Annotated in this window: 22 protein-coding genes and 1 riboswitch; of the genes, 19 read left to right on the top strand and 3 right to left on the bottom strand. The window is 55.8% G+C overall.

The genetic code is table 11. The features are described from left to right. Window positions 1–153: 153 nt before the first annotated feature. Window positions 154–993 (top strand): BglG family transcription antiterminator LicT, encoded by an 840-nt coding sequence (gene licT, locus NC856_RS03805; RefSeq protein WP_264089108.1) that lies wholly within the window; start codon window positions 154–156, stop codon window positions 991–993. Window positions 994–1123: 130 nt separating this feature from the next. Here licT and NC856_RS03800 read toward each other — a convergent pair whose 3' ends face one another. The 3 genes from NC856_RS03800 to NC856_RS03790 all read right to left on the bottom strand — a co-directional run bounded on the left by NC856_RS03800 (window position 1124) and on the right by NC856_RS03790 (window position 4201). Beyond that, on the bottom strand, window positions 1124–1984 hold the full coding sequence (locus NC856_RS03800; protein WP_264089107.1) for a GHMP family kinase ATP-binding protein: 861 nt from the start codon (window positions 1982–1984) through the stop codon (window positions 1124–1126). Continuing rightward, window positions 1977–3050, bottom strand: a complete 1074-nt coding sequence (gene cobD, locus NC856_RS03795) for a threonine-phosphate decarboxylase CobD (RefSeq protein ID WP_264089106.1) — start codon at window positions 3048–3050, stop codon at window positions 1977–1979. Before cobD ends, NC856_RS03800 begins: the two co-directional genes overlap by 8 nt. An 86-nt stretch (window positions 3051–3136) precedes the next feature. Beyond that, window positions 3137–4201 (bottom strand): NAD(P)-dependent alcohol dehydrogenase, encoded by a 1065-nt coding sequence (locus tag NC856_RS03790; protein ID WP_264089105.1) that lies wholly within the window; start codon window positions 4199–4201, stop codon window positions 3137–3139. A gap of 211 nt (window positions 4202–4412) precedes the next feature. Next, window positions 4413–4588, top strand: a riboswitch (cobalamin riboswitch). A 106-nt stretch (window positions 4589–4694) separates the two neighbouring features. On the opposite strand from NC856_RS03790, the gene NC856_RS03785 reads away from it, so the two are divergent. The 18 genes from NC856_RS03785 (at window position 4695) to NC856_RS03700 (ending at window position 20959) form a co-directional block, all read left to right on the top strand. After that, window positions 4695–6131, top strand: a complete 1437-nt coding sequence (locus NC856_RS03785) for a cobyrinate a,c-diamide synthase (protein ID WP_264089104.1) — start codon at window positions 4695–4697, stop codon at window positions 6129–6131. Further along, a complete protein-coding gene (gene cbiB, locus NC856_RS03780; protein ID WP_264089103.1) occupies window positions 6128–7081 on the top strand; it encodes an adenosylcobinamide-phosphate synthase CbiB in 954 nt (317 codons plus the stop codon). Before NC856_RS03785 ends, cbiB begins: the two co-directional genes overlap by 4 nt. Before the next feature lie 14 nt (window positions 7082–7095). Next, window positions 7096–7728 (top strand): cobalt-precorrin-8 methylmutase, encoded by a 633-nt coding sequence (locus tag NC856_RS03775; RefSeq protein ID WP_264089102.1) that lies wholly within the window; start codon window positions 7096–7098, stop codon window positions 7726–7728. Beyond that, window positions 7725–8861 carry a cobalt-precorrin-5B (C(1))-methyltransferase CbiD gene (cbiD, locus tag NC856_RS03770; protein ID WP_264089101.1) on the top strand — a complete coding sequence of 379 codons (1137 nt, stop codon included), beginning with the start codon at window positions 7725–7727 and terminating at the stop codon, window positions 8859–8861. Before NC856_RS03775 ends, cbiD begins: the two co-directional genes overlap by 4 nt. Then, window positions 8858–9460, top strand: coding sequence for a cobalt-precorrin-7 (C(5))-methyltransferase (locus NC856_RS03765; RefSeq protein WP_264089100.1), 603 nt, complete (start codon window positions 8858–8860; stop codon window positions 9458–9460). Before cbiD ends, NC856_RS03765 begins: the two co-directional genes overlap by 4 nt. Continuing rightward, window positions 9450–10028: a decarboxylating cobalt-precorrin-6B (C(15))-methyltransferase gene (locus NC856_RS03760; protein WP_264089099.1), complete on the top strand. Its 579-nt coding sequence runs from the start codon at window positions 9450–9452 to the stop codon at window positions 10026–10028. Before NC856_RS03765 ends, NC856_RS03760 begins: the two co-directional genes overlap by 11 nt. Next, the gene (locus NC856_RS03755; RefSeq protein WP_264089098.1) at window positions 10012–10821 is read left to right on the top strand and encodes a cobalt-precorrin-4 methyltransferase; all 810 of its coding nucleotides are present in this window, start codon (window positions 10012–10014) and stop codon (window positions 10819–10821) included. Before NC856_RS03760 ends, NC856_RS03755 begins: the two co-directional genes overlap by 17 nt. After that, window positions 10802–11857 (top strand): cobalt-precorrin 5A hydrolase, encoded by a 1056-nt coding sequence (gene cbiG, locus NC856_RS03750; protein ID WP_264089097.1) that lies wholly within the window; start codon window positions 10802–10804, stop codon window positions 11855–11857. The genes NC856_RS03755 and cbiG overlap by 20 nt, the downstream gene beginning before the upstream one ends. Then, entirely contained in the window at window positions 11857–12582 is a 726-nt protein-coding gene (locus NC856_RS03745) for a precorrin-3B C(17)-methyltransferase (RefSeq protein WP_264089096.1), read from the top strand. The genes cbiG and NC856_RS03745 overlap by 1 nt, the downstream gene beginning before the upstream one ends. Next, window positions 12579–13373 carry a cobalt-precorrin-6A reductase gene (locus tag NC856_RS03740; RefSeq protein WP_264089095.1) on the top strand — a complete coding sequence of 265 codons (795 nt, stop codon included), beginning with the start codon at window positions 12579–12581 and terminating at the stop codon, window positions 13371–13373. Before NC856_RS03745 ends, NC856_RS03740 begins: the two co-directional genes overlap by 4 nt. Window positions 13374–13376: 3 nt before the next feature. After that, window positions 13377–14171, top strand: coding sequence for a sirohydrochlorin cobaltochelatase (cbiK, locus tag NC856_RS03735; protein WP_264089094.1), 795 nt, complete (start codon window positions 13377–13379; stop codon window positions 14169–14171). Continuing rightward, complete coding sequence (locus NC856_RS03730) at window positions 14171–14890, top strand: cobalt-factor II C(20)-methyltransferase (RefSeq protein WP_264089093.1); 720 nt, start codon at window positions 14171–14173, stop codon at window positions 14888–14890. The genes cbiK and NC856_RS03730 overlap by 1 nt, the downstream gene beginning before the upstream one ends. Then, a complete protein-coding gene (locus NC856_RS03725; protein ID WP_264089092.1) occupies window positions 14887–16404 on the top strand; it encodes a cobyric acid synthase in 1518 nt (505 codons plus the stop codon). The genes NC856_RS03730 and NC856_RS03725 overlap by 4 nt, the downstream gene beginning before the upstream one ends. A gap of 255 nt (window positions 16405–16659) precedes the next feature. Continuing rightward, window positions 16660–17202 carry a bifunctional adenosylcobinamide kinase/adenosylcobinamide-phosphate guanylyltransferase gene (gene cobU / locus NC856_RS03720; RefSeq protein ID WP_264089091.1) on the top strand — a complete coding sequence of 181 codons (543 nt, stop codon included), beginning with the start codon at window positions 16660–16662 and terminating at the stop codon, window positions 17200–17202. After that, on the top strand, window positions 17199–17945 hold the full coding sequence (cobS, locus tag NC856_RS03715) for an adenosylcobinamide-GDP ribazoletransferase (RefSeq protein ID WP_264089090.1): 747 nt from the start codon (window positions 17199–17201) through the stop codon (window positions 17943–17945). The genes cobU and cobS overlap by 4 nt, the downstream gene beginning before the upstream one ends. Before the next feature lie 77 nt (window positions 17946–18022). Beyond that, window positions 18023–18631: an adenosylcobalamin/alpha-ribazole phosphatase gene (locus tag NC856_RS03710; RefSeq protein ID WP_264089089.1), complete on the top strand. Its 609-nt coding sequence runs from the start codon at window positions 18023–18025 to the stop codon at window positions 18629–18631. Window positions 18632–18643: 12 nt separating this feature from the next. Then, window positions 18644–19708 carry a nicotinate-nucleotide--dimethylbenzimidazole phosphoribosyltransferase gene (cobT, locus tag NC856_RS03705; protein WP_264089088.1) on the top strand — a complete coding sequence of 355 codons (1065 nt, stop codon included), beginning with the start codon at window positions 18644–18646 and terminating at the stop codon, window positions 19706–19708. Between the two features lie 387 nt (window positions 19709–20095). Next, complete coding sequence (locus NC856_RS03700) at window positions 20096–20959, top strand: MurR/RpiR family transcriptional regulator (RefSeq protein ID WP_264089087.1); 864 nt, start codon at window positions 20096–20098, stop codon at window positions 20957–20959. The last annotated feature ends 77 nt before the right edge of the window (window positions 20960–21036 follow it).

Genomic DNA, 21036 nt, shown 5'->3' with positions numbered 1-21036 from the left:
AGATAGCGGATATAACGTCACGGTCGGACGTGATTAGGGCGACCTGAGCGAAACCTGACACCAACCATGTTATTGTTGATATGGTTGGTGTCAGGTTTTTTTTCGCCCATTTCCCGATAGGTTGCACCACGCCGCTGACTGGGATTGACTGTGATGAAAATTGAAAAAATATTGAGCAACAACGCAGTCTTGCTGGTTGATGATAATAAGGAGATTGTTGCGATCGGCAAAGGCGTAGGCTTTGGTAAAAAGAGTGGTGATGCGGTTGATGCCGAGAGAATCGAAAGCCAGTTTGTCAAAAAAACCGATGGTCTGACTGAAGTTTTATCCCAATTGCTGGCTGAGATCCCGCCTGGTTGTCTTGCGGTAACGCAACAGATTATTACGCTGGCGCAAAAAACACTGAAGCTGGACGTGCAGGACACGCTGTTTCTGGCGTTAAGCGATCACATCAATTTTGCCATTCAGCGCCATAACAAAGGGCAGACCATAAAAAATGCCTTGCTGTGGGATATCCGACAGTTTTACCACCGCGAATTTATCGTCGGGCTGGAGGCGCTGTCATTCATTCGCGCCCGGTTTGATATTGATTTGCCGGAAGATGAAGCAGGTTTTATTGCGTTGCATTTAGCCAATGCCAGTAATCACAGCGATATGCAGAGCACGATGCAAAGCGCCAGCATCATTAAAGATATTCTGACCATCCTGAAATATGATTTACGCATCAAAATTGATGAAAATTCATTGAATTACCAGCGGTTGATTACGCATCTCAAATTTTTCGCCCTGCGATTGCTGAACCGGACAACGGTTAGCCACGGTGATGACAGTATTTATCAGGGGATTAAGGCGCTTATGCCGCAAGCGTTTTCTTGTGCAATGAAAGTTTATGAATATGTTGAAAGACATTATCAGTATCAGTTGACTACGGATGAGATCATGTTTCTGACCATTCATATCAACCGGTTGCAAAATGGCGGGCGAGCGCCCTGAGTCGTGCGTGACGCGAATGCCATAGAGAGAGGCTGCTATTTATCACGCACGAAACCGTCTCCGTTCTTTGCATAGTAGAGAATCATTCGGTGATGTGAACATTTGTCATCAAACTCAGCGGTGACGAATATCATCGCACGCCGCCAGCCACCAGCGGCAGCAGATAGTGATGGGGATAATGGCGGAGAACGTCACGCTGTTGCAGCCGCCAGATGAGTTTTTCCACATCGTGTTTATGCCTGTCGAGTAGCAAGCCCACCACGCTGCCGCTGTGTGCGACGTTCAAACCATGGATCCCGCTGTCCTCAACCACGGCCATTAAATCGCTGAAAGCGGGTTTAGTCAGCGTTTGTTGGCTGGCTATCGCGCTCAGCGTACAGGCTTCACCGAGCCGCGCATGATCCTGTTTCTCCATCGCTGAACCGAACAGACGCCAGGCCTTGTTCAATGCATCGGCATTGCCCAGTAACGACGAGCGACGATCAAGCCGATGGTAATCCGCTGTCGCCAGCGTGTGCGGGCTTTCCAGTAACAGAATATCCAACGCGGGCTGCCAGCCGCAGGTAATTTGCGTCGCCGCAGTTTGATGATCGAACAGCGTCAACTGGCGAAACACCGTGCTGTCAGTGGGTTCCAGTTGAACACACAACGTAGCGAGCGTGCTCTCATCCAGCGTAACGCCGAGATGACGTGCGGTCGCTTGTGCGGTGGCGGCGATATCGGCCGTGCTGCTGGCCATGCCTTTGGCGACGGGAATGGTGGAGTCAAATTCAATACGCAGGCCGCGCCCGATATCGACAGGCAGGCCAAGATAGGTGATGACGCGATTCAACATGCGCCGCATGCCCGGACGCTCGATATCGCCCGGGCGTCCGTCTGTAACCGCGACATAGCTGAACCAATCCACCGGGCAGGAAATCAGTTTTTCACCGCCGAGGATCCATCCCTGAATCAATTCGCCGCAGGAGGCGGGACAACATGCGTCAGCCATGCCCAAACACCTGATGTAGCGCACTGATAAGCCGCTGGTTATCTGCGGCGCTTTTGACGGCAACGCGGTAATAACCGGCTGACAAACCGGGATAGTTGGCACAGGCGCGGATCAACAAGCGATGTTGCAACAAGGCCTGTTGAAGCGGGATTTCCGGGCGCAGACAACGCAGGAAAATATAGTTGGCGCACGGTTGCCATACTTGCAGTTCCGGCATGGCGCTCAGTTCCCGATAAAGCCACGGCTGAGCCTGCGTCAGCCAGCGGCGGGTCGCCGCGATATACGCCGAATCCTTCGTTATGATTTCCCCGGCCAGCGCAGCAAACGCGTTGATAGTCCAGGGTTCTCTTGATTGTTTCATGGTCTGGATGGCATGCCGATTGGCGCTGACCAGATAACCGAGTCGCAGACCGGGGATGGCGAAAAACTTGGTCAGAGAGCGCAGGATATACAGATGGGGAAAGGCGGTGATCTGTGGGATTAACCCCGGCGCGTCGGGCAGGAAGTCGATAAAGGCTTCATCAACAATCAATGCGGTATGACACTGATGACAGCGCTCGACAATGTCCTGCAACAGCGAGCTATCGGGCATCAGCCCGGTGGGATTATTCGGGGTGGCGATAAACAGACAATCGTAGTGAACCTTATCCAGCACGGCCAGCAGTCGGGTATCAGGTTGGAAACCGTCCTCCGCCGACATGACATAATCATCAATGATGCAATCAATACGCTGTAAAGCCCGACGATATTCCGCGAATCCCGGCGTCAACAGCAGCGCCCGGCGAGGTTGCAGCGTGTGAACCACTGCATAGATCAGTTCCGTCGCCCCGTTGCCGGCCAGGATATGGTCAGGTGAGCAATCATGAACCTGAGCAAGGGCGGCATGAAGTTCACGGTACTCCACATCAGGATAATGCTCGGCGCGTTCGAGTTGGTTGATAAGCGTCGTTTTTAATGATGCCGGCATGCCCAGCGGATTAATGTTGGCGCTGAAATCGATGATATCAGCGGCGTTCACCCCGATTTTCAGCGCCATTTCCAGCACATTGCCGCCATGTTCGCTCATGATGTTTTGATTATTTCCCTGATTGCGATAGGGTCAGCATATCATACGTGAAGAAACAACCATCAACGCCGCGGCGCTGGCTTTTGTTACTCGGTAAAGCTGGAGGTTAATGACGCCATATCGATCACAAACCGATAGTGTACATCGCTTTTCAACATACGCTCATAGGCCGTGTTGATATCCTGCATGTTAATCATCTCAACATCACAGCTAATGCCATGCTCGGCGCAGAAATCCAGCATTTCCTGGGTTTCCTTGATACCGCCAATCAGCGAACCGGCGATGGATTTACGGCCCATAACCAGCGGACCGCTATGCACGGTGGGTTCGATCGGTTCAATCAATCCCACCAGGATCAGGGTGCCATCGCGTTTTAAGGTAGTCAGATAGGGATTAAGGTCGTGTTGCATCGGAACGGTATCAAGAATAATGTCAAAGTGGTTGACGACGGCCTCCATTTGCGCCTGATCGGTAGAGATAACCACACGTTCAGCGCCCAATCGACGGGCTTCCTGCTCTTTGCCTGGCGAGCGGGTAAACAGAGTGACATTCGCGCCCATCGCTTTGGCAAATTTCAACCCCATGTGTCCCAGACCACCCAATCCGACAATGGCGACATTATCGCCGGGGCCGACATTCCAGTGTTTCAGCGGCGAATAAGTGGTGATGCCGGCGCACAGCAGCGGCGCGGCGGCTTTCACGTCCAGCGCTTCCGGCACGCTAAGCACAAAGTTTTCGGAAACCACGATGCGCTCCGAGTAGCCGCCGAAAGTCGGCTGGCTATCATGACGATCAAAACCGCCGTAGGTAGGCGTAAGTCCTTCCTGACAGTACTGTTCCAGCCCTTCGTCGCAAGCATCGCAATGTTGACAGGAATCCACCATACAGCCGACGCCGACCCAGTCGCCCGCTTTAAAACGCTTGACCGCGTTGCCAGCGCTGACGACTTTCCCGATAATTTCATGTCCTGGCACTATCGGATACACGCTGTTCTTCCACTCGTTTCGCGCCATATGAATGTCTGAATGGCAGACGCCGCAATAGAGGATATCGATAACCACATCGTTTTCCCGTGGGTCCCGGCGGACAAACTGGTGTGGAACCAACGGGCTTGTTGAATCAAGGGCGGCAAAGCCACGTATATTTTGCATTGCGATTTTCCTCTTCATTTTATGTATAACATCAAAAGATCAATGCCAGAATTCAGTATGATTCAGATTAACAATTATGCTTTAACGATTTATGGCTAACTTCTTATAACAAACGCCGGGCCGATGCCACGCGAGCTTTAAACCAAGAGATAAACCATATAGCGAATTAATCAAGATAGTGTTGTCAGGAGAGATGCGAGCATCGAAAACGATGCTCAATTCCGCATGTTGTCATACTGTATGATAACAGGGAAGGGGGTGAGAATCCCCCGCAGCCCCCGCTGCTGTAATGCCGACGACCCCGTAAAACCACTGATCGCTACGATTGGGAAGGCGCGGGGAAGAATGACGCTAAGCCAGAAGACCGACCTGACAATGACAGTTTCAACTCCTTCGGTGGGAAGCGGGTTGTCATCCGATGCGTGCAACGGCAATGCCGCTTTTGCGCACCTTGTGACATAACCTGTCCCGACCGATGATGTCGGGATTTTTTATGCCGAGTGCACAACAACAGAAAAACGCGACAGCGAACCAGGGGCGAAATAAAACCGCGTTGGTTATCGCCGGCACTGGCAGCGGTTGCGGCAAAACCACCGTGACGCTTGGGATATTGCGGGCGTTGATGCGGCGCGGGTTGAGCGTACAGCCCTTTAAAGTGGGGCCCGACTATCTGGACAGCGGCTGGCACAGCGCGGTGTGCGGCGTCGTGTCGCGCAATCTGGATGCGTTCATGTTGCCCACGGCGACGCTTAACGGTCTGTATAACCAGCGGATGCGCCATGCCGATGTCGCGGTGATTGAAGGCGTGATGGGGCTGTACGATGGCTACGGCACGAATCCGAACGATTGCAGTACGGCGGCGATGGCCAAACAGCTTGGTTGTCCGGTAGTGTTGCTGGTGGATGGCAAAGCGGTATCCACCTCCGTGGCGGCTACCGTGATGGGGTTTCGCCAGTTTGATCCCGCCGTGAACATCGTCGGTGTGATCGTGAATCGGGTGAATTCGGCGGAACATTACCAACTGCTCCATCATGCCATTGAGCACTATTGCGGTATCCCGGTGCTGGGGCGCTTGCCCGTCATGGCGGATATCGCGCTGCCTTCCCGCCATCTTGGTTTAATCCCCGCCCAGGAGCAGCCGCACGGTGATGATAGCCGCTGGCGCAAACTGGCGCTGCAAATTGAAGAAACCATCGATGTGGATCGTCTGCTGGCGTTGTGCCGTGACGTCCGCTTGCCTGATGGCGCATCGTCCACACTGCTCTCGCCCGAACAGGCCGAAGGATTGACGTTGGCGCTGGCGGATGACGACGCTTTCAATTTCTATTATCAGGATAATCTCGATTTGCTGGAGCAGGCGGGCGTGCGCATTCACCGCTTTAGCCCGATTTATGACCACCAGCTTCCCAACTGTCAGATGGTGTATATCGGCGGCGGCTACCCGGAAATTTACGCCGCTCCGCTCGCCGCCAATAGCGCGATGCGTGATGCTTTACAGGATGCGCATCGGCGCAATGTCCCAATCTATGCCGAATGTGGCGGGCTGATGTATCTGGGCGACGGACTGACGGATACGGACGGCCAGCGTCACCGCATGAGCGGCATTCTGCCCGGTGAAAGCCGGATGGGAAAACGACTGACCCGCTTTGGTTACTGTCAGGCGCAGGCGCTGACCGACACGCTGCTGGCGGCGCGGGGCGAAGTGCTGCGCGGTCATGAGTTTCATTATTCCGATTTCTCCACTTCGCTGCCTCCCCGTTTTGCCTGCGCCAAATCCCGTGACGGCACTGTCATCAAGCGTTGGCAAGGGGGTTACCAGCTTGAGCAAACCTGCGCCAGCTACCTTCATCTCCATTTTGCCCAGCGTACGGGGTTGCTTGAGCGTTGGTTCGCCAGCGCCAGACTTGCCGACGCAAGGGGAACGGCATGATCCTGTCGGCCTGGTTTATCGCTTTCCTGCTTGACTATTGGCTGGGCGATCCAGCGCACTGGCCGCATCCGGTGCGCTGGATAGGCAAACTCATCACCTGGCTGCAAACCCGAATTCGCGCCGCTTGTCACGGCGAGCGCGCGCTGCGACGGGGCGGAGCGGTATTGTGGCTGGCGGCGGTCGGGGTGACCTGGCTGCTGAGTTGGGGATTGCTTGCTCTGATGAACATGCTTCATCCGTGGCTGGGCTGGCTGGCGGAGGTGTGGATGATTTATACCCTGCTGGCGGGCCGTTGTCTGAGTGATGCCGCGATGATGGTTCATCAGGCATTACAACAAGGGGCGCTGGAAGAGAGCCGCCGGCAACTGGCGGGGATTGTGGGGCGGGACACCGCGCAGCTTGAAAAACCGCAGATTACCCGCGCCGTGGTGGAAACCGTCGCGGAAAACAGCGTAGATGGCGTGATTGCGCCGCTGTTTTTCCTGTTGATCGGCGGCGCGCCGCTGGCGATGGCTTACAAAACCGTCAACACACTGGATTCGATGGTCGGTTACAAGAACCCGCAATATCGGGCGATTGGCTATGTCTCCGCCCGGATGGACGATGCGGCCAATCTTATCCCTGCCCGACTAAGCTGGCTGTTGCTGAGCGCCGCCGCCTGGTTGCTGAAAGAGGATTACCGGCAGGCGCTGCGTATTGGCTGGCGTGATCGTTACCAGCATGCCAGCCCCAACTGTGGCTGGCCGGAAGCCACGGTAGCCGGTGCGCTCGGTGTGCGGCTTGGCGGGCCGAACTACTATTTTGGTGAGCGGGTAGAGAAACCGTGGATCGGGGACGAACGTCGGGAAATCGCATTGAGCGACATTCCCCGCAGCATTCATCTGATGATGACGGCCTCGCTGCTGGCGTTGCTGCTGTTCGCCCTGATCCGGCTTTTGCTCGCCGTATAGAACAAGGAAAAACAATGAATTATCTCCAGCAACCGCAACAAATCGAGCAGCAAAGTTTTGAGATGATCAGCGCGATTATCGCTCGCGAGCGCCCTGACTATCGTTTTGTCGATCCGGCTCAGGAAGCGGTCATCAAGCGGGTTATCCATACCACGGCGGATTTCGATTGGCTGGATCTGTTGTGGTTCTCAACCGACGTGCTGACGCGGATCAGCGCCGGGCTGCGCGCCGGTTGCATTCTCTATACCGATACCACGATGGCGCTGTCCGGGATCAATAAAACCCGGCTGGCGCAACTGGGATGCGAGTGTCGCTGCTTTATCAGCGATCCGCGCGTGGTGGCGCGGGCAAAAGCGGAAAATATCACGCGTTCGATGGCCGCGGTGGATATCGCGCTGCAAGAGCAGGGCGACAAGCTGTTTGTCTTTGGCAATGCGCCGACGGCTTTGTTTCGTTTACTGGAACAGCAGGCGACGCCGCTGGCGGTAATTGGCGTGCCGGTCGGTTTTGTCGGGGCGGCGGAATCAAAGGACGCACTGATCCACAGCGCCATCCCCTGTATTGCGGCGACGGGCCGCAAGGGGGGCAGCAATGTCGCCGCGGCCATTGTGAACGCCATTCTGTATCGGATGGGAGAGACAGAATGAGTATGGCTACACAGATGGATAGCGTCTGGCATCACGGCAAACAATATCGCAAAGGCTACACCACCGGTTCATGTGCGACAGCGGCGGCGAAAGTGGCGGCGTTGATGGCGCTGCGCCAGCAGGTGATCGATCAGGTTTCGATTGTCACTCCGTCAGGCGTAACCCTGTATCTCAATGTGGAGCAACCGCTGATTGAAGGTCGGCAAGCGACGGCGGCCATTCGTAAGGACGGCGGGGACGATGTGGACGCCACGCACGGAATGCTGATTTTTGCGCGAGTCGCCTTGTGCGATCACGCCGATATTCACATTACGGGCGGGGCGGGGATCGGTACGGTCACGCGTAACGGCATCGGTTTGCCTGTCGGCAGTCCAGCGATCAACCGTACCCCGCTGCACACCATTGAATCGGCGGTGCGTGAGGTGATTGGCCCGACGCGTGGGGCGGAAATCACGATTTTTGCCCCGGAAGGCGAGGCGCGGGCCGAAAAAACCTACAACGGACGATTGGGGATCGTCGGCGGCATTTCCATTCTCGGCACCACCGGCATCGTCACGCCGATGTCGGAAGAGAGTTGGAAACGCTCACTGGCGCTGGAACTGGAAATGAAGCGCGCAGCGGGACTGGACAAGGTGATTCTGGTGCCGGGCAACCACGGCGAGCGCTTTGTGCGCGAACAACTGGGGCTGGATAGCCAACGGGTGGCAACCATGAGCAACTTTGTCGGCTACATGTTGCAGGAGACGGTACGGCTCAACTTTCGTCATGTGGTGGTGATTGGGCATCCCGGCAAACTGGTCAAGGTTGCCGCCGGGATCTTTCATACCCACAGTCATATCGCGGATGGTCGAATGGAAACCCTGATTGCGCATCTGGCGTTGCTTGGCGCGCCGCAGGATTTACTGCTGGCGGTCAATCAGTGCGACACCACCGAAGGGGCGATGACGTTGATTGCGGATCACGGTTTTCAGCGCGTGTATCAACGTATTGCCCAGCGGATTTGTGAGCGGATAAACGAAATGTGGCGTTTTTGCGGCGAACCGCCCGCGATCGATACCGTCTTGTTCTCGTTCGATCATCAGGTGCTGGGGACGAACCGGGCGCTCGCCGACATTGTGGCGGCGCTGCGATGATTACGGTCGTCGGCATCGGCCCCGGTGCGTGCGCTCATCTTACGCCGGAAGCGCGGCGCCACATCGACGCGGCGGATATTCTGGTCGGCGGGGGGCGTCATCTGGCGATGTTTCCCGGTTTCCGCGGGCAAACTCGCCGACTGGACGCCGATCTTTCCGCGTTGATGCTCTGGCTGGCCGGGCAGCAGCCACGGAATATTGTGGTACTGGCATCGGGCGATCCGCTGCTGTATGGCATCGGCAAGCGGCTGGCATCCCATTTTGGCGCCGGGACGTTGCGGATTATTCCCGGCATCAGCGCCATCCAGTATCTGTGCGCTAGGGTTGCGCTGGATATGAACGATATCTATCTCACCAGCAGCCATGGGCGCGAACCGGATTTCGACTGGCTTCTGCAACACGACAAAGTCGCGATGGTGACGGACGAACGAATCGGCCCACGGGCGATTGCGGATGCCATTTTGCAACGCCGACTCACCCGCACACTGATTATTGGCGAAAACCTTTCTTCGCCGAATGAACGTATCCATCGCCTGCACGCGGATGACGTGGCGCAGCGCTATGACATGAATGTGGTGGTGATCCTCAATGAGAGATGACGAATTTTTACGTGGTCGCCGAGTGCCGATGACCAAAGAACCGATCCGCTTGCTGGCGTTGGAGCGGCTGGAACTGACCGACGCGCAGCGCCTGATTGATGTCGGGGCCGGAACGGGCAGCGTGGCGCTGGAAGCCGCGTTGCGTTTTCCCCAATTACAGGTGACCGCCATTGAACGCAATCCGGCGGCGTTGGCGTTGATTGCCGGGAATTGCCAGCGCTTGGGGTGCCGCAACGTGGAGATGATAGGCGCAGACGCGCCGCTCCCGCTGGACATATGCGCCGATGCTATTTTTATCGGCGGCAGCGGCGGTCAACTGACCGCGCTGATCGACTGGTCGCTGGCGCATCTGCATCCCGGCGGTCGTCTGGTGTTGACGTTTATTCTGCTCGACAACCTGCAAACGGCGCTGGCGCACCTGCCGTCACGCAATGTGAGCGCACTGGAATGCAGCCAATTACAGGCTTGCACGCTGACGCCGCTTGGCAGCGGTCATTATTTTAAACCCGGTAATCCAACCTATCTTATTTCTTGTCGCAAGGAGGGAGAACATGTCCGAACAGCTTGAAGTACGACATGAGAGCACGGCCCGCAAGGATTTTGATACGCGAAAAGTCTGGTTTGTCGGCGCGGGGCCGGGAGATAGCGAACTGATTACGCTGAAGGGCTATCGCCTGCTGCAACAAGCGGATGTAGTGATTTACGCCGGTTCGCTGATCAATCCCGCACTGCTCGACTATTGCCCGCCGGGGGCGGCGTGCCATGACAGCGCCGGGTTGACGCTGGAGCAAATTATCGCGCTGATGGTAAATGGCGTCGGCGACGACAAACTGGTAGTTCGCTTGCAAACCGGCGATCTCTCGCTGTACGGCTCCATCCGCGAACAGGGCGAAATGTTGGCGGAACAAGGGATCGGGTTTGTGTCGGTGCCGGGTGTCAGCGCGTTTCTCGGCGCGGCGGCGCAGCTTGGGGTGGAGTACACCGTCCCGGAAGTGGCGCAGAGTCTGATTATTACCCGCATTGAAGGCCGCACGCCGATGCCGCCGCGGGAACAACTGGAAGCCTTTGCCGCGCATCAGACTTCCATGGCGATCTTCCTGTCGGTACAGCACATTCACGGCGTGGTCGCGCGGCTGACGGCGGGGGGCTATCCGCTATCGACCCCGGTTGCGGTGGTGTACAAAGCGACCTGGCCGGAAAGCCGGACGATACGCGGGACGCTGGCGAACATTGCCGAACAGGTTAACGCGGCGGCGATCCGCAAGACGGCGCTGATTCTGGTCGGCGCCTTTCTGGGCGAGGAATATCATTATTCCCGACTGTATGACGCAGGATTTAGCCATGAATATCGCCAAGCCTGAATCGATAGCGGTGTTTTGTCTGACGCCCGGCGGCGTTCGGCTGGCCCAACAGTTACGCGCGCAGTTGCCGCTGACCTGTTTCACCAGTGAAAAGCTGCTGCAACCGGGATTTGTCGCGTTTAATGGCGGTTTCGGCGACACCTTGCGTCAGGTGTTTAACCAGTATGCCGCGCTGGTGGTGATTGGGGCGGTGGGCATCACGGTGCGGACCATCGCGCCATTAGTGCAGGACAAACTCACTGATCCGGCGGTGGTTGTGATTGATGAACGAGGCCAACACGTCATCAGCCTGCTGTCCGGGCATGTTGGCGGCGCCAACGCGTTGACGTGTCATCTGGCCGGATTGCTGGGCGCCGACCCGGTGATCACCTCCGCCACAGATGTCAACCAGATGGCGGCGCTGGATATGCTGGCGACCCAACTGGATGCCGGGATACGGGATTTTCGTCAGGCGGTAAAAATCGTCAACCAGATGCTGGTCAGCGAGCAACGCGTCGGCTTATGGTGGGATGCGCCGCTACAGCACGAACGCGAGCGTTGCGATATGCGCGGCTTCATCCCGGTTGCCAGTCTGGAAGCCCTGCCGCCACTGGACGCACTGGTTTGCGTCAGCCTGCGCGCCAACTTGCCTGAATTGTCGCTGCCGGTATATCAGTTGGTGCCGCGTCGTGTGGTGGCCGGATTCGGCTGTCGGCGCGGAACGTCATTGGCAACGCTGGACGCGCTGTTGTCGCAGCAAATGGCTGACAACCACTTCGATCCGCTGGCGTTGCGTGCGATCGGCAGCGTCGAACTCAAGAAGGACGAACCCGCGTTACATCTGCTGGCGCAACGCTGGCGCGTACCGTTTGAACTGTTCGGCATCGAGGCGCTTCGCCGCCATGAAGCGCGTTTCCCCTCTTCTGACTTTGTCCGCCAAACCATCGGCATCGGCAGCGTATCGCAACCTGTCGCCTGGCTGATGAGTAAAGGCCGACTGGTTGGTCATACCCTGCGTCGGCAGGGCGTCACCATTACCCTGGGAGTTTCATATTGATGTTAACCGTGATCGGCATTGGGCCGGGCAGTGAAGCCATGATGACGCAGGAGGCGGTTAACGCCATTCGTGAAGCGGAAATCGTGGTGGGCTACAAAACCTATACCCATCTGGTAAAAGCGTTGACCGGTGATAAGCAGGTGATCAAAACCGGGATGTGCAAAGAGATTGAACGCTGTCAGACGGCCATCGACCTGGCGCTGACAGGCCGCAAGGTGGCGCTGATCAGTAGCGGCGACGCCGGTATTTATGGCATGGCCGGCCTGGTGCTGGAACTGGTCGGTCAGCAACAGCGGGATCTGGACGTCCGGCTGGTGGCGGGGATCACCGCCAGTATTGCCGCCGCGTCTTTGCTGGGGGCGCCGCTGATGCATGATTTCTGTCATATCAGCCTGAGTGATTTGCTGACGCCGTGGCCGGTGATCGAAAAGCGTATCATTGCCGCGGCGCAGGCTGATTTCGTGGCGTGCTTTTATAATCCGCGCAGCCGGGGGCGGGAAGGTCATCTGGCTCGCGCGTTCGAACTGATGAAACCCTGGACGTCGCCGGCAACGCCGGTGGGCGTGGTGAAAGCGGCGGGCCGCAAGAAAGAAGAGAAGTGGATCACCACCTTTGGCGAAATGGATTTCTCCCCGGTGGATATGACCAGTCTGGTGATTGTGGGCAATAAAACCACCTACTGCCGCAATGGTTTGATGATCACGCCGCGAGGTTATGAACTGTGAACCGTCCGGCTATCCATGTCTTTGGCGGCACCAGCGACGCCCGCCTGATTTGTCAGGCGCTGGAGGCGGCAGGCGAAGGTTACCGGCTGTCGGTCGCGACGGAAACCGGCAGGCAACTGGCTGGCGCGATCGCCGGTGAAGTGGTGGTGGGGCGGATGGACGCGCGGGAAATGGCGAATTATCTGGCGACCCGGCAAGTGCGTTGGGTGATTGATGCTTCTCATCCGTATGCTGAGACACTACACCGTAATGTGGTTGCTGCTTGCCGTGGTCTGCATATACCGCTTACCCGCTATCAGCGGCCAAGCGACATTGACGCCATCGAACACCCGTTGTTGCACAAAGTATCGAATCTGGATGCCGCTTGTGCGGTAGCCGAGGGGCTAGGCCCCCGCGTGTTGCTCACCACCGGCAGTAAAGATCTGGCGCAATACCAACGCAAACTGCCGGGTAAACATTTGCTGGCGCGAGTGTTGCCCACGTCCGCGGTGCTGGCGCAGTGCGAAATGCTGGGGCTGGGTGTGGAGCAGATCATTGCCCAGTGTGGGCCATTCAGCGCCGCCTTCAATCAGGCGCTGTATGAGTTTTGCCGGCCTGATGTGGTGATCACCAAGGAATCCGGCGCCGAGGGCGGCTATCAGCAAAAGGTGGCGCCCTGTCTGGCGCTGAATATTCCCTGCATTGTGGTGCGTCGCCCGGTGGTATCGGCGGAGCACGACGAGTGGGAGCAGGTGGTTTCCCTGGCGGCGTTTACGCATCGACTGTCCCGCTGGCAGGCGCAACAAGGATAAAATATGAAAAAAGCACTGTTAATCATCAGCTTTGGCACCAGCTATCCGCATACCCGACAAAAGAATATCGATGCCTGCGAGCAACATCTGGCGGCGACCTGTCGCGATCGTGATCTGTTTCGCGCTTTCACCTCCGAAATGATTATCCGTAAGCTGTACCGCCGCGACGGTTTATTGATTGACACCCCTCGTCAGGCGCTTCAGCGACTGGCGGACGCCGGGTATCAGGATGTGGCGATCCAGTCTTTGCATGTCATTAATGGCGACGAGTACGAAAAAGTGGTCAGTGAAGTACGGGCGTGCAGCAGTTGGTTTCAGCGTTTGGCGCTGGGCGCGCCATTATTGAGCAGTTTTGAGGATTATCAGCAACTGATGACGGCGCTGAAATCCCAGATGCCGCCGCTGGCGGCGGATGAACGCGTGGTCTTTATGGGCCACGGCGCCAGCCATCACGCGTTTTCGGCGTATGCCTGTCTCGATCACCTGATGACCAGTCAGAACTTTCCGGCGGTGGTAGGCGCCGTTGAAAGTTACCCGGAGATCGACCATATCATCGGGCGGCTATCGCGGTTTGGGGTGCGCAAAGCGCATCTGATGCCGCTGATGCTGGTGGCGGGGGATCACGCCATTAACGATATGGCATCCGATGACGCCGATTCATGGAAATCCCGACTCGAAGCCGCTGGCATCACCACGCAAAGCTGGTTGCAAGGGTTGGGCGAAAATCCGCTGATCCGCGATATGTTTGCCCGGCATCTGCATGCGGTTCTGCATCATGACGAACGGGAGGAGGTGTGATGATCGGCAGACTGTATGCGCTAGGCGTGGGGCCTGGCGCCAGCGATTTGATCACCGTGCGCGCGGCGCGCCTGCTGGCTACGCTTGATGTTCTGTATGCGCCGGCGGGGCGCAAAGGCGGAGACAGTCTGGCGTTATCCATCGTGCGCGAATATTTGTCGCCAGCGACCGCGATCCGCACCCGTCATTTCCCCATGCGCGCCGAAAACGATGAGAAAGAAGCCGTCTGGGATGAGATGGCGCAGCAGTTGACCGCGGATGTCGCCAACGGCAAACGGGTGGGGTTTATCACGCTGGGCGACGCAATGTTGTTCAGTACCTGGGTGTTTCTGCTGGCGCGGATTGGGCCGCAGCCCTGGCTGGAAATTGTGCCGGGCGTGACGTCTTTCGCCGCGATTGCTTCACGGGCCGCGTTTCCGCTGGCGATGGAGAAACAATCGCTGGCCGTGATGTCCTGCACCGCGCCGCAAGCTGAGGTGGAACAGGCTTTGCTTACCCATGATTGTGTGGTGCTGATGAAAGTTTATGGCCGTTTTGCCACCGTGCGCTCGCTACTGGCGCGGCTCAATCTGTTTGATCACGCGTTGTTGATGTCCGATGCCTCGTTGCCGGGAGAACAGTGCTGGCGGCGTCTGGATCAGGTTGATGACGATCAGGCGTTACCGTACTTCTCCACTATTCTGGTGAACAGGCAATGGCGTGCCGGGGGGATGCCATGAGCAAGGCCATCATGATTCAGGGGACGGCATCGGATGTCGGCAAAAGTGCTCTGGTTGCCGGACTTTGTCGTATTTTTGCGCAAGATGGTTACCGCTGTGCGCCGTTTAAAGCGCAGAACATGGCGCTGAATTCCGGTATTACGCCGAACGGCGAAGAGATGGGACGGGCGCAGATTTTCCAGGCTGAGGCGGCGGGTATCGAACCGGATGTGCGCATGAATCCGGTGTTGCTCAAACCCACTGGCGATCGTCAATCGCAGGTGGTGCTGATGGGCAAGGCGCTGTGCAATATGGATGCGGCGACGTATCACCAGTATAAGCCGCGGTTGCGGCAGCAAATTAATCAGATCTACCACCGCCTTGCCAGCGAATATGAACTGATGGTGCTGGAAGGTGCGGGCAGTCCGGCTGAAATCAATCTGCGCGATCGGGATATCGTCAACATGGGCATGGCGGCGATGGCTGACGCGCCGGTATTGCTGGTGGCGGATATCGATCGCGGCGGGGTGTTCGCGGCGATTTATGGCACGCTGGCGCTATTGCGGCCGGAAGAGAAAGCGCGGGTGAAAGGGGTGATCATCAATAAATTCCGTGGCGATGTGGCGCTGCTAACGCCGGGATTGGCGCAGATCGAAGCGCTGACAGGCGTGCCGGTGATTGGTGTCATGCCGTGGCTGAATATCGACCTGGAAGATGAAGACGGCGTAGCGCTGCAAAGCGGGAAATACGCCGCGGCGCAACTCAAGGATCTGGATATCGCCGTCATCCGTTTGCCGCATATCGCCAACTTTACTGATTTTAATGCGCTGGCGGCGCAGCCCGATGTGAGTTTGCATTACGTCGCCACGGCGTCAGCGCTGGCCAGGGCGGATTTGATCATCTTACCCGGTAGTAAAAATACATTGGATGATTTGCAGTGGCTGCAACAAAGCGGTTTGGCCCACACGCTGCAAACCCGGTATCAGGCGGGCGTACCGGTCATCGGTATCTGTGGCGGTTATCAGATGCTGGGAAAGCGAATTATCGATGGCGTGGAGTCGGGGATCGCCCGCATGGACGGGCTGGGGCTGCTGGATGTGGAAACTGTGTTTGCGCCAGAGAAAGTGACGACGCGGGTGACGGGACGCTGCGCGCCGCGATTACCGGGTCTGTTGGCCAGTTGCGCCGGTCTGCCGGTGAATGGCTATGAAATACATATGGGTCAGGCGCGCCCTGGATCGCAGGTCGAACCGTTTATCTCTCTGACCGGTCGTAACGGGCAGGCGACAAGACATGAAGACGGCGCGATCAATGCAGACGGCAGCGTTATGGGCAGTTATCTCCACGGTCTGTTCGATAACGCTGAGTTCACACGCGCGTTGCTCAATAGTCTGCGTCAGCGCAAAGGGCTGCCAGCATTCGAGGGCGAGGTGATTGATTACGCCCGCCACAAACAACAACAGTTCGATATTTTGGCTGCCGCCATGCGGGAACATATTGATATTGCTGCGATATATCAGTTTATGGCGGAATAGTTGGCGACCTCGATCCCCTTGGCAGGCGGCCTTTTAGTTGTAAACTTACGGTAACTGTTTTATGCAGATTCAGTGCTATTTCGTGCGCGAAAATCATGGTATTTCCTTGCAATGTCGTAGCACGCGCTCGACAAGGAGCGCTCAGCCCCTTTTACGCCAGGAAACCCCCCCTTTTGTCCCGTGTTTATGAGGCGCGTCTCACAGGAAGTTGAACGGGATTTGCATAGCTTTAATATCTGAACAGGAGTGTATTCGGTGATTTTGATTACTGGTGGGGCTCGTAGCGGCAAGAGCGCGCTGGCGGAAAAGTTGGCGGCGGGGCGTGAACAGGTGCTGTATATCGCCACCTCGCTGGCGACTGATGACGAAATGGCCGAACGTGTGCGAACACATCGCGCCAGCCGTCCGGCACACTGGCGGACCTGGGAAGGTTACCGCGATGTCGGTACGCTGATTGCGCAGCAGGTTGCGGCGGATGAAGCCGTGATCGTGGAATGCATCACGACCCTGATCACCAATCTATTATTTGATCAGGCGGGGGATACGCCGCCAGAGCAGATGGATTTCCCGGCGATAGAGGCGGAGATCCAGCAACAGATCGATGCATTGATCGCCGCCTGCTTACAACGCTCATCGCCGATCTTTCTGGTGACCAACGAGTTAGGGATGGGCATTGTGCCGGAAAATAGGTTGGCGCGGCATTTTCGCGATATCGCCGGACGGGTCAATCAACGGCTGGCGGCGGTGGCGGAGTCTGTTTATCTGGTGGTGTCGGGCATTGAGGTAAAAATCAAATGAGTCTGCGGTTGTTTCTTGCCACCCTGCAATTCCTGACGCGTATCCCGGTGCCTGAACGTTGGATGCAGGGGGGGGCGGCGCAGCAGTACGTGCGTGGCATTGTCTATTTTCCGCTTATCGGACTGCTTGTCGGCGCTATTGCGGGGAGCGTGTTCACGCTGCTCGCGCCGTGGAGTGGATTTCCCCTGGCGGCGTTGGGCTTTGTGCTGGCGCAGGCGTTGATTACCGGCTCGTTTCATCTGGATGGGTTGGCGGATACCTGTGACGGCGTCTTCTCAGCCCGCCGGCGAGAGCGAATGCTGGAGATTATGCGCGACAGTCGACTCGGCACTAACGGCGGGCTGGCGCTGATTTTCATCGTAGCGGCGAAAGTCCTGGCGATCAGTGAATTAGCGTTGCGCGATACCGCCATGTTGGCGTTGCTGACGTTGGCATCGGTGGTCGGACGGACCGCGGTTGTACTGCTGATGTATCGGCAGCGCTATGCGCGCGAAGGGCAAGGGCTGGGGAATCTGTATATCGGTCAGGTTAGCGCGGGCGCGACAGGGATTACGCTGCTGGTCGGCGCGATACTGACCGGGTTGTCAGGCCAGACGCGGGCATTACTGGCATTGGCGATAACCCTGGTGGTTATCTGGCTGATGGGCCGGTATTTGCGTCGTCGGCTGGGCGGGCAAACCGGCGATACGCTGGGGGCGGCAATCGAAGTCGGTGAACTGGTGTTCTTACTGGCGCTGTTGTAATGAATCAAATGTCATGAACTCATTGTAATGAGCCGAGAACGGCAAACTATATAACCCTATAAATAATAAGGGAAAGTATGCGTCTTTTTCTTGTCAGACACGGTCAGACTGAGGCCAATCTCAGCGGTGTTTTTTGCGGAACCACGGATGTCCGCCTGACGGATATCGGCGTAGCACAGGCCCGACAGATTGCTGAGTGGTTGAAGGACATCGATTTCACTTCCGCGACCAGTAGCGGCTTGGCGCGGGCGCGGCAGACGGCGGAAATAGTCCTTCAGCCGCATCCATTGACGGCGACATCGGATACGGCGCTGAACGAGATGCACTTTGGCGATTGGGAAATGCGGCACCATAGCGAGTTACAACAGCAAGATGCGCAAAACTGGGCGGTCTGGGTGAAGGATTGGCAACATGCTCGCCCGACAGCGGGGGAGTCTTTTCCTGAGTTTTCAACGCGGATAGAAAGCCTTGTCCAGACATTGATGACGCAAGATATTCAGGGGAACCATCTTTGGGTGGCGCATCAGGGCGTACTGAGTTTATTACTGGCAAGGTTATTAGGTATGCCCGCCGCGGGCATGTGGCATTTTCATTTTGCACAAGATTCATACAGCGTGCTGGATATTCAGGATGGATTTGTCATCCAGCGGGCTTTTAATCAACGGACGTACTGGCAACAGGAATAACGAGAATAATCTATGCACACACAATCGAAACTGACGCTTCCCCAACTGGTTGAATCTATCGTTCCGCTGGATAACCAAGCCATGCGGCAGGCTGCTGCCAGCATTGATGGCTTACTGAAGCCACTGGGCAGTTTGGGGCGACTGGAAACCCTGGCGATCCAACTGGCGGGTATGCGTGGTTTGTCCGGTCATCAGGTCGAGCGTAAACAGATTATCGTCATGGCTGCCGATCATGGCGTATATGCCGAAGAGGTGACGATTACACCGCAGGCGGTAACGGCTATTCAGGCGGCCAATATGGTCAAGGGCATTACGGGTGTTTGCGTACTGGCGGCCAGCGCGAATACTGAAGTCAAGGTTGTGGATGTCGGGATTGACAGTGAACCGCTGTCCGGTGTGGTGAACATGCGGGTGCGGCGCGGAAGCGGCAATATCGTTCGTGAAGCCGCAATGACGCGTCAACAAGCGGAGGATTTACTCTGCGCCAGTGCGCGATTGACCATTGAACAGGCAACCAGCGGCGTCAAGGTGTTTGGCGTGGGAGAGTTGGGCATGGCGAACACCACGCCTGCCGCTGCAATCATCAGTGTTATCACCAATCGCGATCCGCATCAGGTGGTGGGGATCGGAGCCAATTTCCCCAGTGATCGTCTGTATCATAAGGTGGCGGTGGTACGGGAAGCGATTGCATTCAATCAACCTGACGCCCGTGACGGCCTTGATGTGCTATCCAGGATAGGCGGTTTCGATCTGGTCGGCATGGCGGGTGTGATGCTGGGAGCGGCGGCGGCGGGCCGCCCCGTGGTGCTGGACGGATTTCTCTCTTATGCCTCAGCACTGGTGGCCTGCCTGATTGCGCCGACCGTGCGTGATTATCTTATTCCTTCTCATGTCTCGGCGGAAAAAGGCGCCATTATTGCCTTGCGGCATTTACAACTGGAGCCTTATCTGCAATTGGGGATGCGGCTTGGCGAAGGCAGTGGCGCGGCTATCGCCATGCATGTGATTGATGCCGCCTGCGCTATGTACAACAATATGGGAAGGTTGACGGACAGCGATATCGTATTGCCTGCGTAACCCGATTACTCTCTATTCAATGGCGAAAGAAATTATGTTTTTTCGTTTATTGTGTGATGTGACAACACATATGACCCTGAGCGTATCCTGTATATTCTCACTATTAGTGGGATGGCGATAACAAGATGATTTATTTAATTTTTTAATAGATGATAAGTTTTTGTGGCTTATTTAATTCAGTGGGGTAAGTATCAGTTTTATGTATGGCTTATGTCGTAGTGTGCTATTTATTATTTGTGCTTACTACCAATGGAATATGCTTTCTAAGGCCGGAAATCAATAGGATTTTGTGATTGATGGTTTGTTTTATAAAAAAACAAAAAGTTTAGTGTTGCAAACACAACATGTTTGTAATTTACTGTAGTTGATGAGTCATATGAGGACGGTATGGATTTCTCAAAGCTGGTTGGTGAACGTTTTTCGAGTCTGACGCCATCACAAAAAATTATTGCACGTTACATTGAACGCAATAAAGAGCGGGTGGCGTTTATGACAGCCAGACAGTTGGCGAATGCCATTGATATCAGTGATGCGGCGGTAGTAAGATTTTCCCGCGCTTTGGGTTATCGTGGTTATGCGCATCTGCGTGAGGATTTGGGCGAAGCCTTGATTGAAAACATCGGATTAAGCGGTATATATCAACAGGTTCTAACCACATCAAGTGATATCGAATTAAAAGAACATGTTTTTGCGAATGGCAGTTCTTTAATGAGTCAAACATCAGCGTTGAATCAGCCTCAAACTGTTGTCCGTATTGCCCAAAAAATGGTTTCCGCCAGACGTATATGGGTAACCGCACATGGTACGACACATGCCATGGCCTCTTATCTGGCAATGCAACTCAATGTGTTGAAGGATGCGGAAGTCTTTGAAATTGGAGCGGGCGATGTTGCCGATCGCATGAGGCATGTCAATGAAGAGGATGTTTTTATTGGTATAGGCTATGAACGCTATATTCCATATACCATTGAAATGATGCAACTTGCTCGTATTCGGGGCGCTTATATTGTTGCATTTACCGATCGCCCTTCTTCTCCTTTAGCAAAAGAGGCGGTGGAAACGCTTTATATTGCTCGCAATATGTCACACATTGGGCGTTGGTCTCAGATAGGCACAATGATTGTCGCTGATTGGTTAATGTCGCAAATGGTTGTAATAGATAAGGAGAATGTAAAAAAACGAGTACAAGAATCCGATAAAATATGGGAATTGCTCGGTCATTGGAAAATGTCAACACCAGGGAAATACTGATAATAAAATAATTAATAAGAATTTGATTAAATGTAATTATTAATAATATATAGTTATTAACACCAGGAAAGGGCTGT

Origin of the sequence: Brenneria izbisi, assembly GCF_025840185.1 — a bacterium.
GTDB lineage: Bacteria > Pseudomonadota > Gammaproteobacteria > Enterobacterales > Enterobacteriaceae > Brenneria > Brenneria izbisi.
This window is presented reverse-complemented; position numbering and strand designations above follow the sequence as displayed.

What these genes read in the sequence shown, in the direction of transcription:
- licT (WP_264089108.1), top strand. Translation starts at nt 154, where the DNA reads ATGAAAATTGAAAAAATATTGAGCAACAACGCAGTCTTGCTGGTTGAT.
- NC856_RS03800 (WP_264089107.1), bottom strand. Translation starts at nt 1,984, where the DNA reads ATGGCTGACGCATGTTGTCCCGCCTCCTGCGGCGAATTGATTCAGGGA.
- cobD (WP_264089106.1), bottom strand. Translation starts at nt 3,050, where the DNA reads ATGAGCGAACATGGCGGCAATGTGCTGGAAATGGCGCTGAAAATCGGG.
- NC856_RS03790 (WP_264089105.1), bottom strand. Translation starts at nt 4,201, where the DNA reads ATGCAAAATATACGTGGCTTTGCCGCCCTTGATTCAACAAGCCCGTTG.
- NC856_RS03785 (WP_264089104.1), top strand. Translation starts at nt 4,695, where the DNA reads ATGCCGAGTGCACAACAACAGAAAAACGCGACAGCGAACCAGGGGCGA.
- cbiB (WP_264089103.1), top strand. Translation starts at nt 6,128, where the DNA reads ATGATCCTGTCGGCCTGGTTTATCGCTTTCCTGCTTGACTATTGGCTG.
- NC856_RS03775 (WP_264089102.1), top strand. Translation starts at nt 7,096, where the DNA reads ATGAATTATCTCCAGCAACCGCAACAAATCGAGCAGCAAAGTTTTGAG.
- cbiD (WP_264089101.1), top strand. Translation starts at nt 7,725, where the DNA reads ATGAGTATGGCTACACAGATGGATAGCGTCTGGCATCACGGCAAACAA.
- NC856_RS03765 (WP_264089100.1), top strand. Translation starts at nt 8,858, where the DNA reads ATGATTACGGTCGTCGGCATCGGCCCCGGTGCGTGCGCTCATCTTACG.
- NC856_RS03760 (WP_264089099.1), top strand. Translation starts at nt 9,450, where the DNA reads ATGAGAGATGACGAATTTTTACGTGGTCGCCGAGTGCCGATGACCAAA.
- NC856_RS03755 (WP_264089098.1), top strand. Translation starts at nt 10,012, where the DNA reads ATGTCCGAACAGCTTGAAGTACGACATGAGAGCACGGCCCGCAAGGAT.
- cbiG (WP_264089097.1), top strand. Translation starts at nt 10,802, where the DNA reads ATGAATATCGCCAAGCCTGAATCGATAGCGGTGTTTTGTCTGACGCCC.
- NC856_RS03745 (WP_264089096.1), top strand. Translation starts at nt 11,857, where the DNA reads ATGTTAACCGTGATCGGCATTGGGCCGGGCAGTGAAGCCATGATGACG.
- cbiK (WP_264089094.1), top strand. Translation starts at nt 13,377, where the DNA reads ATGAAAAAAGCACTGTTAATCATCAGCTTTGGCACCAGCTATCCGCAT.
- NC856_RS03730 (WP_264089093.1), top strand. Translation starts at nt 14,171, where the DNA reads ATGATCGGCAGACTGTATGCGCTAGGCGTGGGGCCTGGCGCCAGCGAT.
- NC856_RS03725 (WP_264089092.1), top strand. Translation starts at nt 14,887, where the DNA reads ATGAGCAAGGCCATCATGATTCAGGGGACGGCATCGGATGTCGGCAAA.
- cobS (WP_264089090.1), top strand. Translation starts at nt 17,199, where the DNA reads ATGAGTCTGCGGTTGTTTCTTGCCACCCTGCAATTCCTGACGCGTATC.
- NC856_RS03710 (WP_264089089.1), top strand. Translation starts at nt 18,023, where the DNA reads ATGCGTCTTTTTCTTGTCAGACACGGTCAGACTGAGGCCAATCTCAGC.
- cobT (WP_264089088.1), top strand. Translation starts at nt 18,644, where the DNA reads ATGCACACACAATCGAAACTGACGCTTCCCCAACTGGTTGAATCTATC.
- NC856_RS03700 (WP_264089087.1), top strand. Translation starts at nt 20,096, where the DNA reads ATGGATTTCTCAAAGCTGGTTGGTGAACGTTTTTCGAGTCTGACGCCA.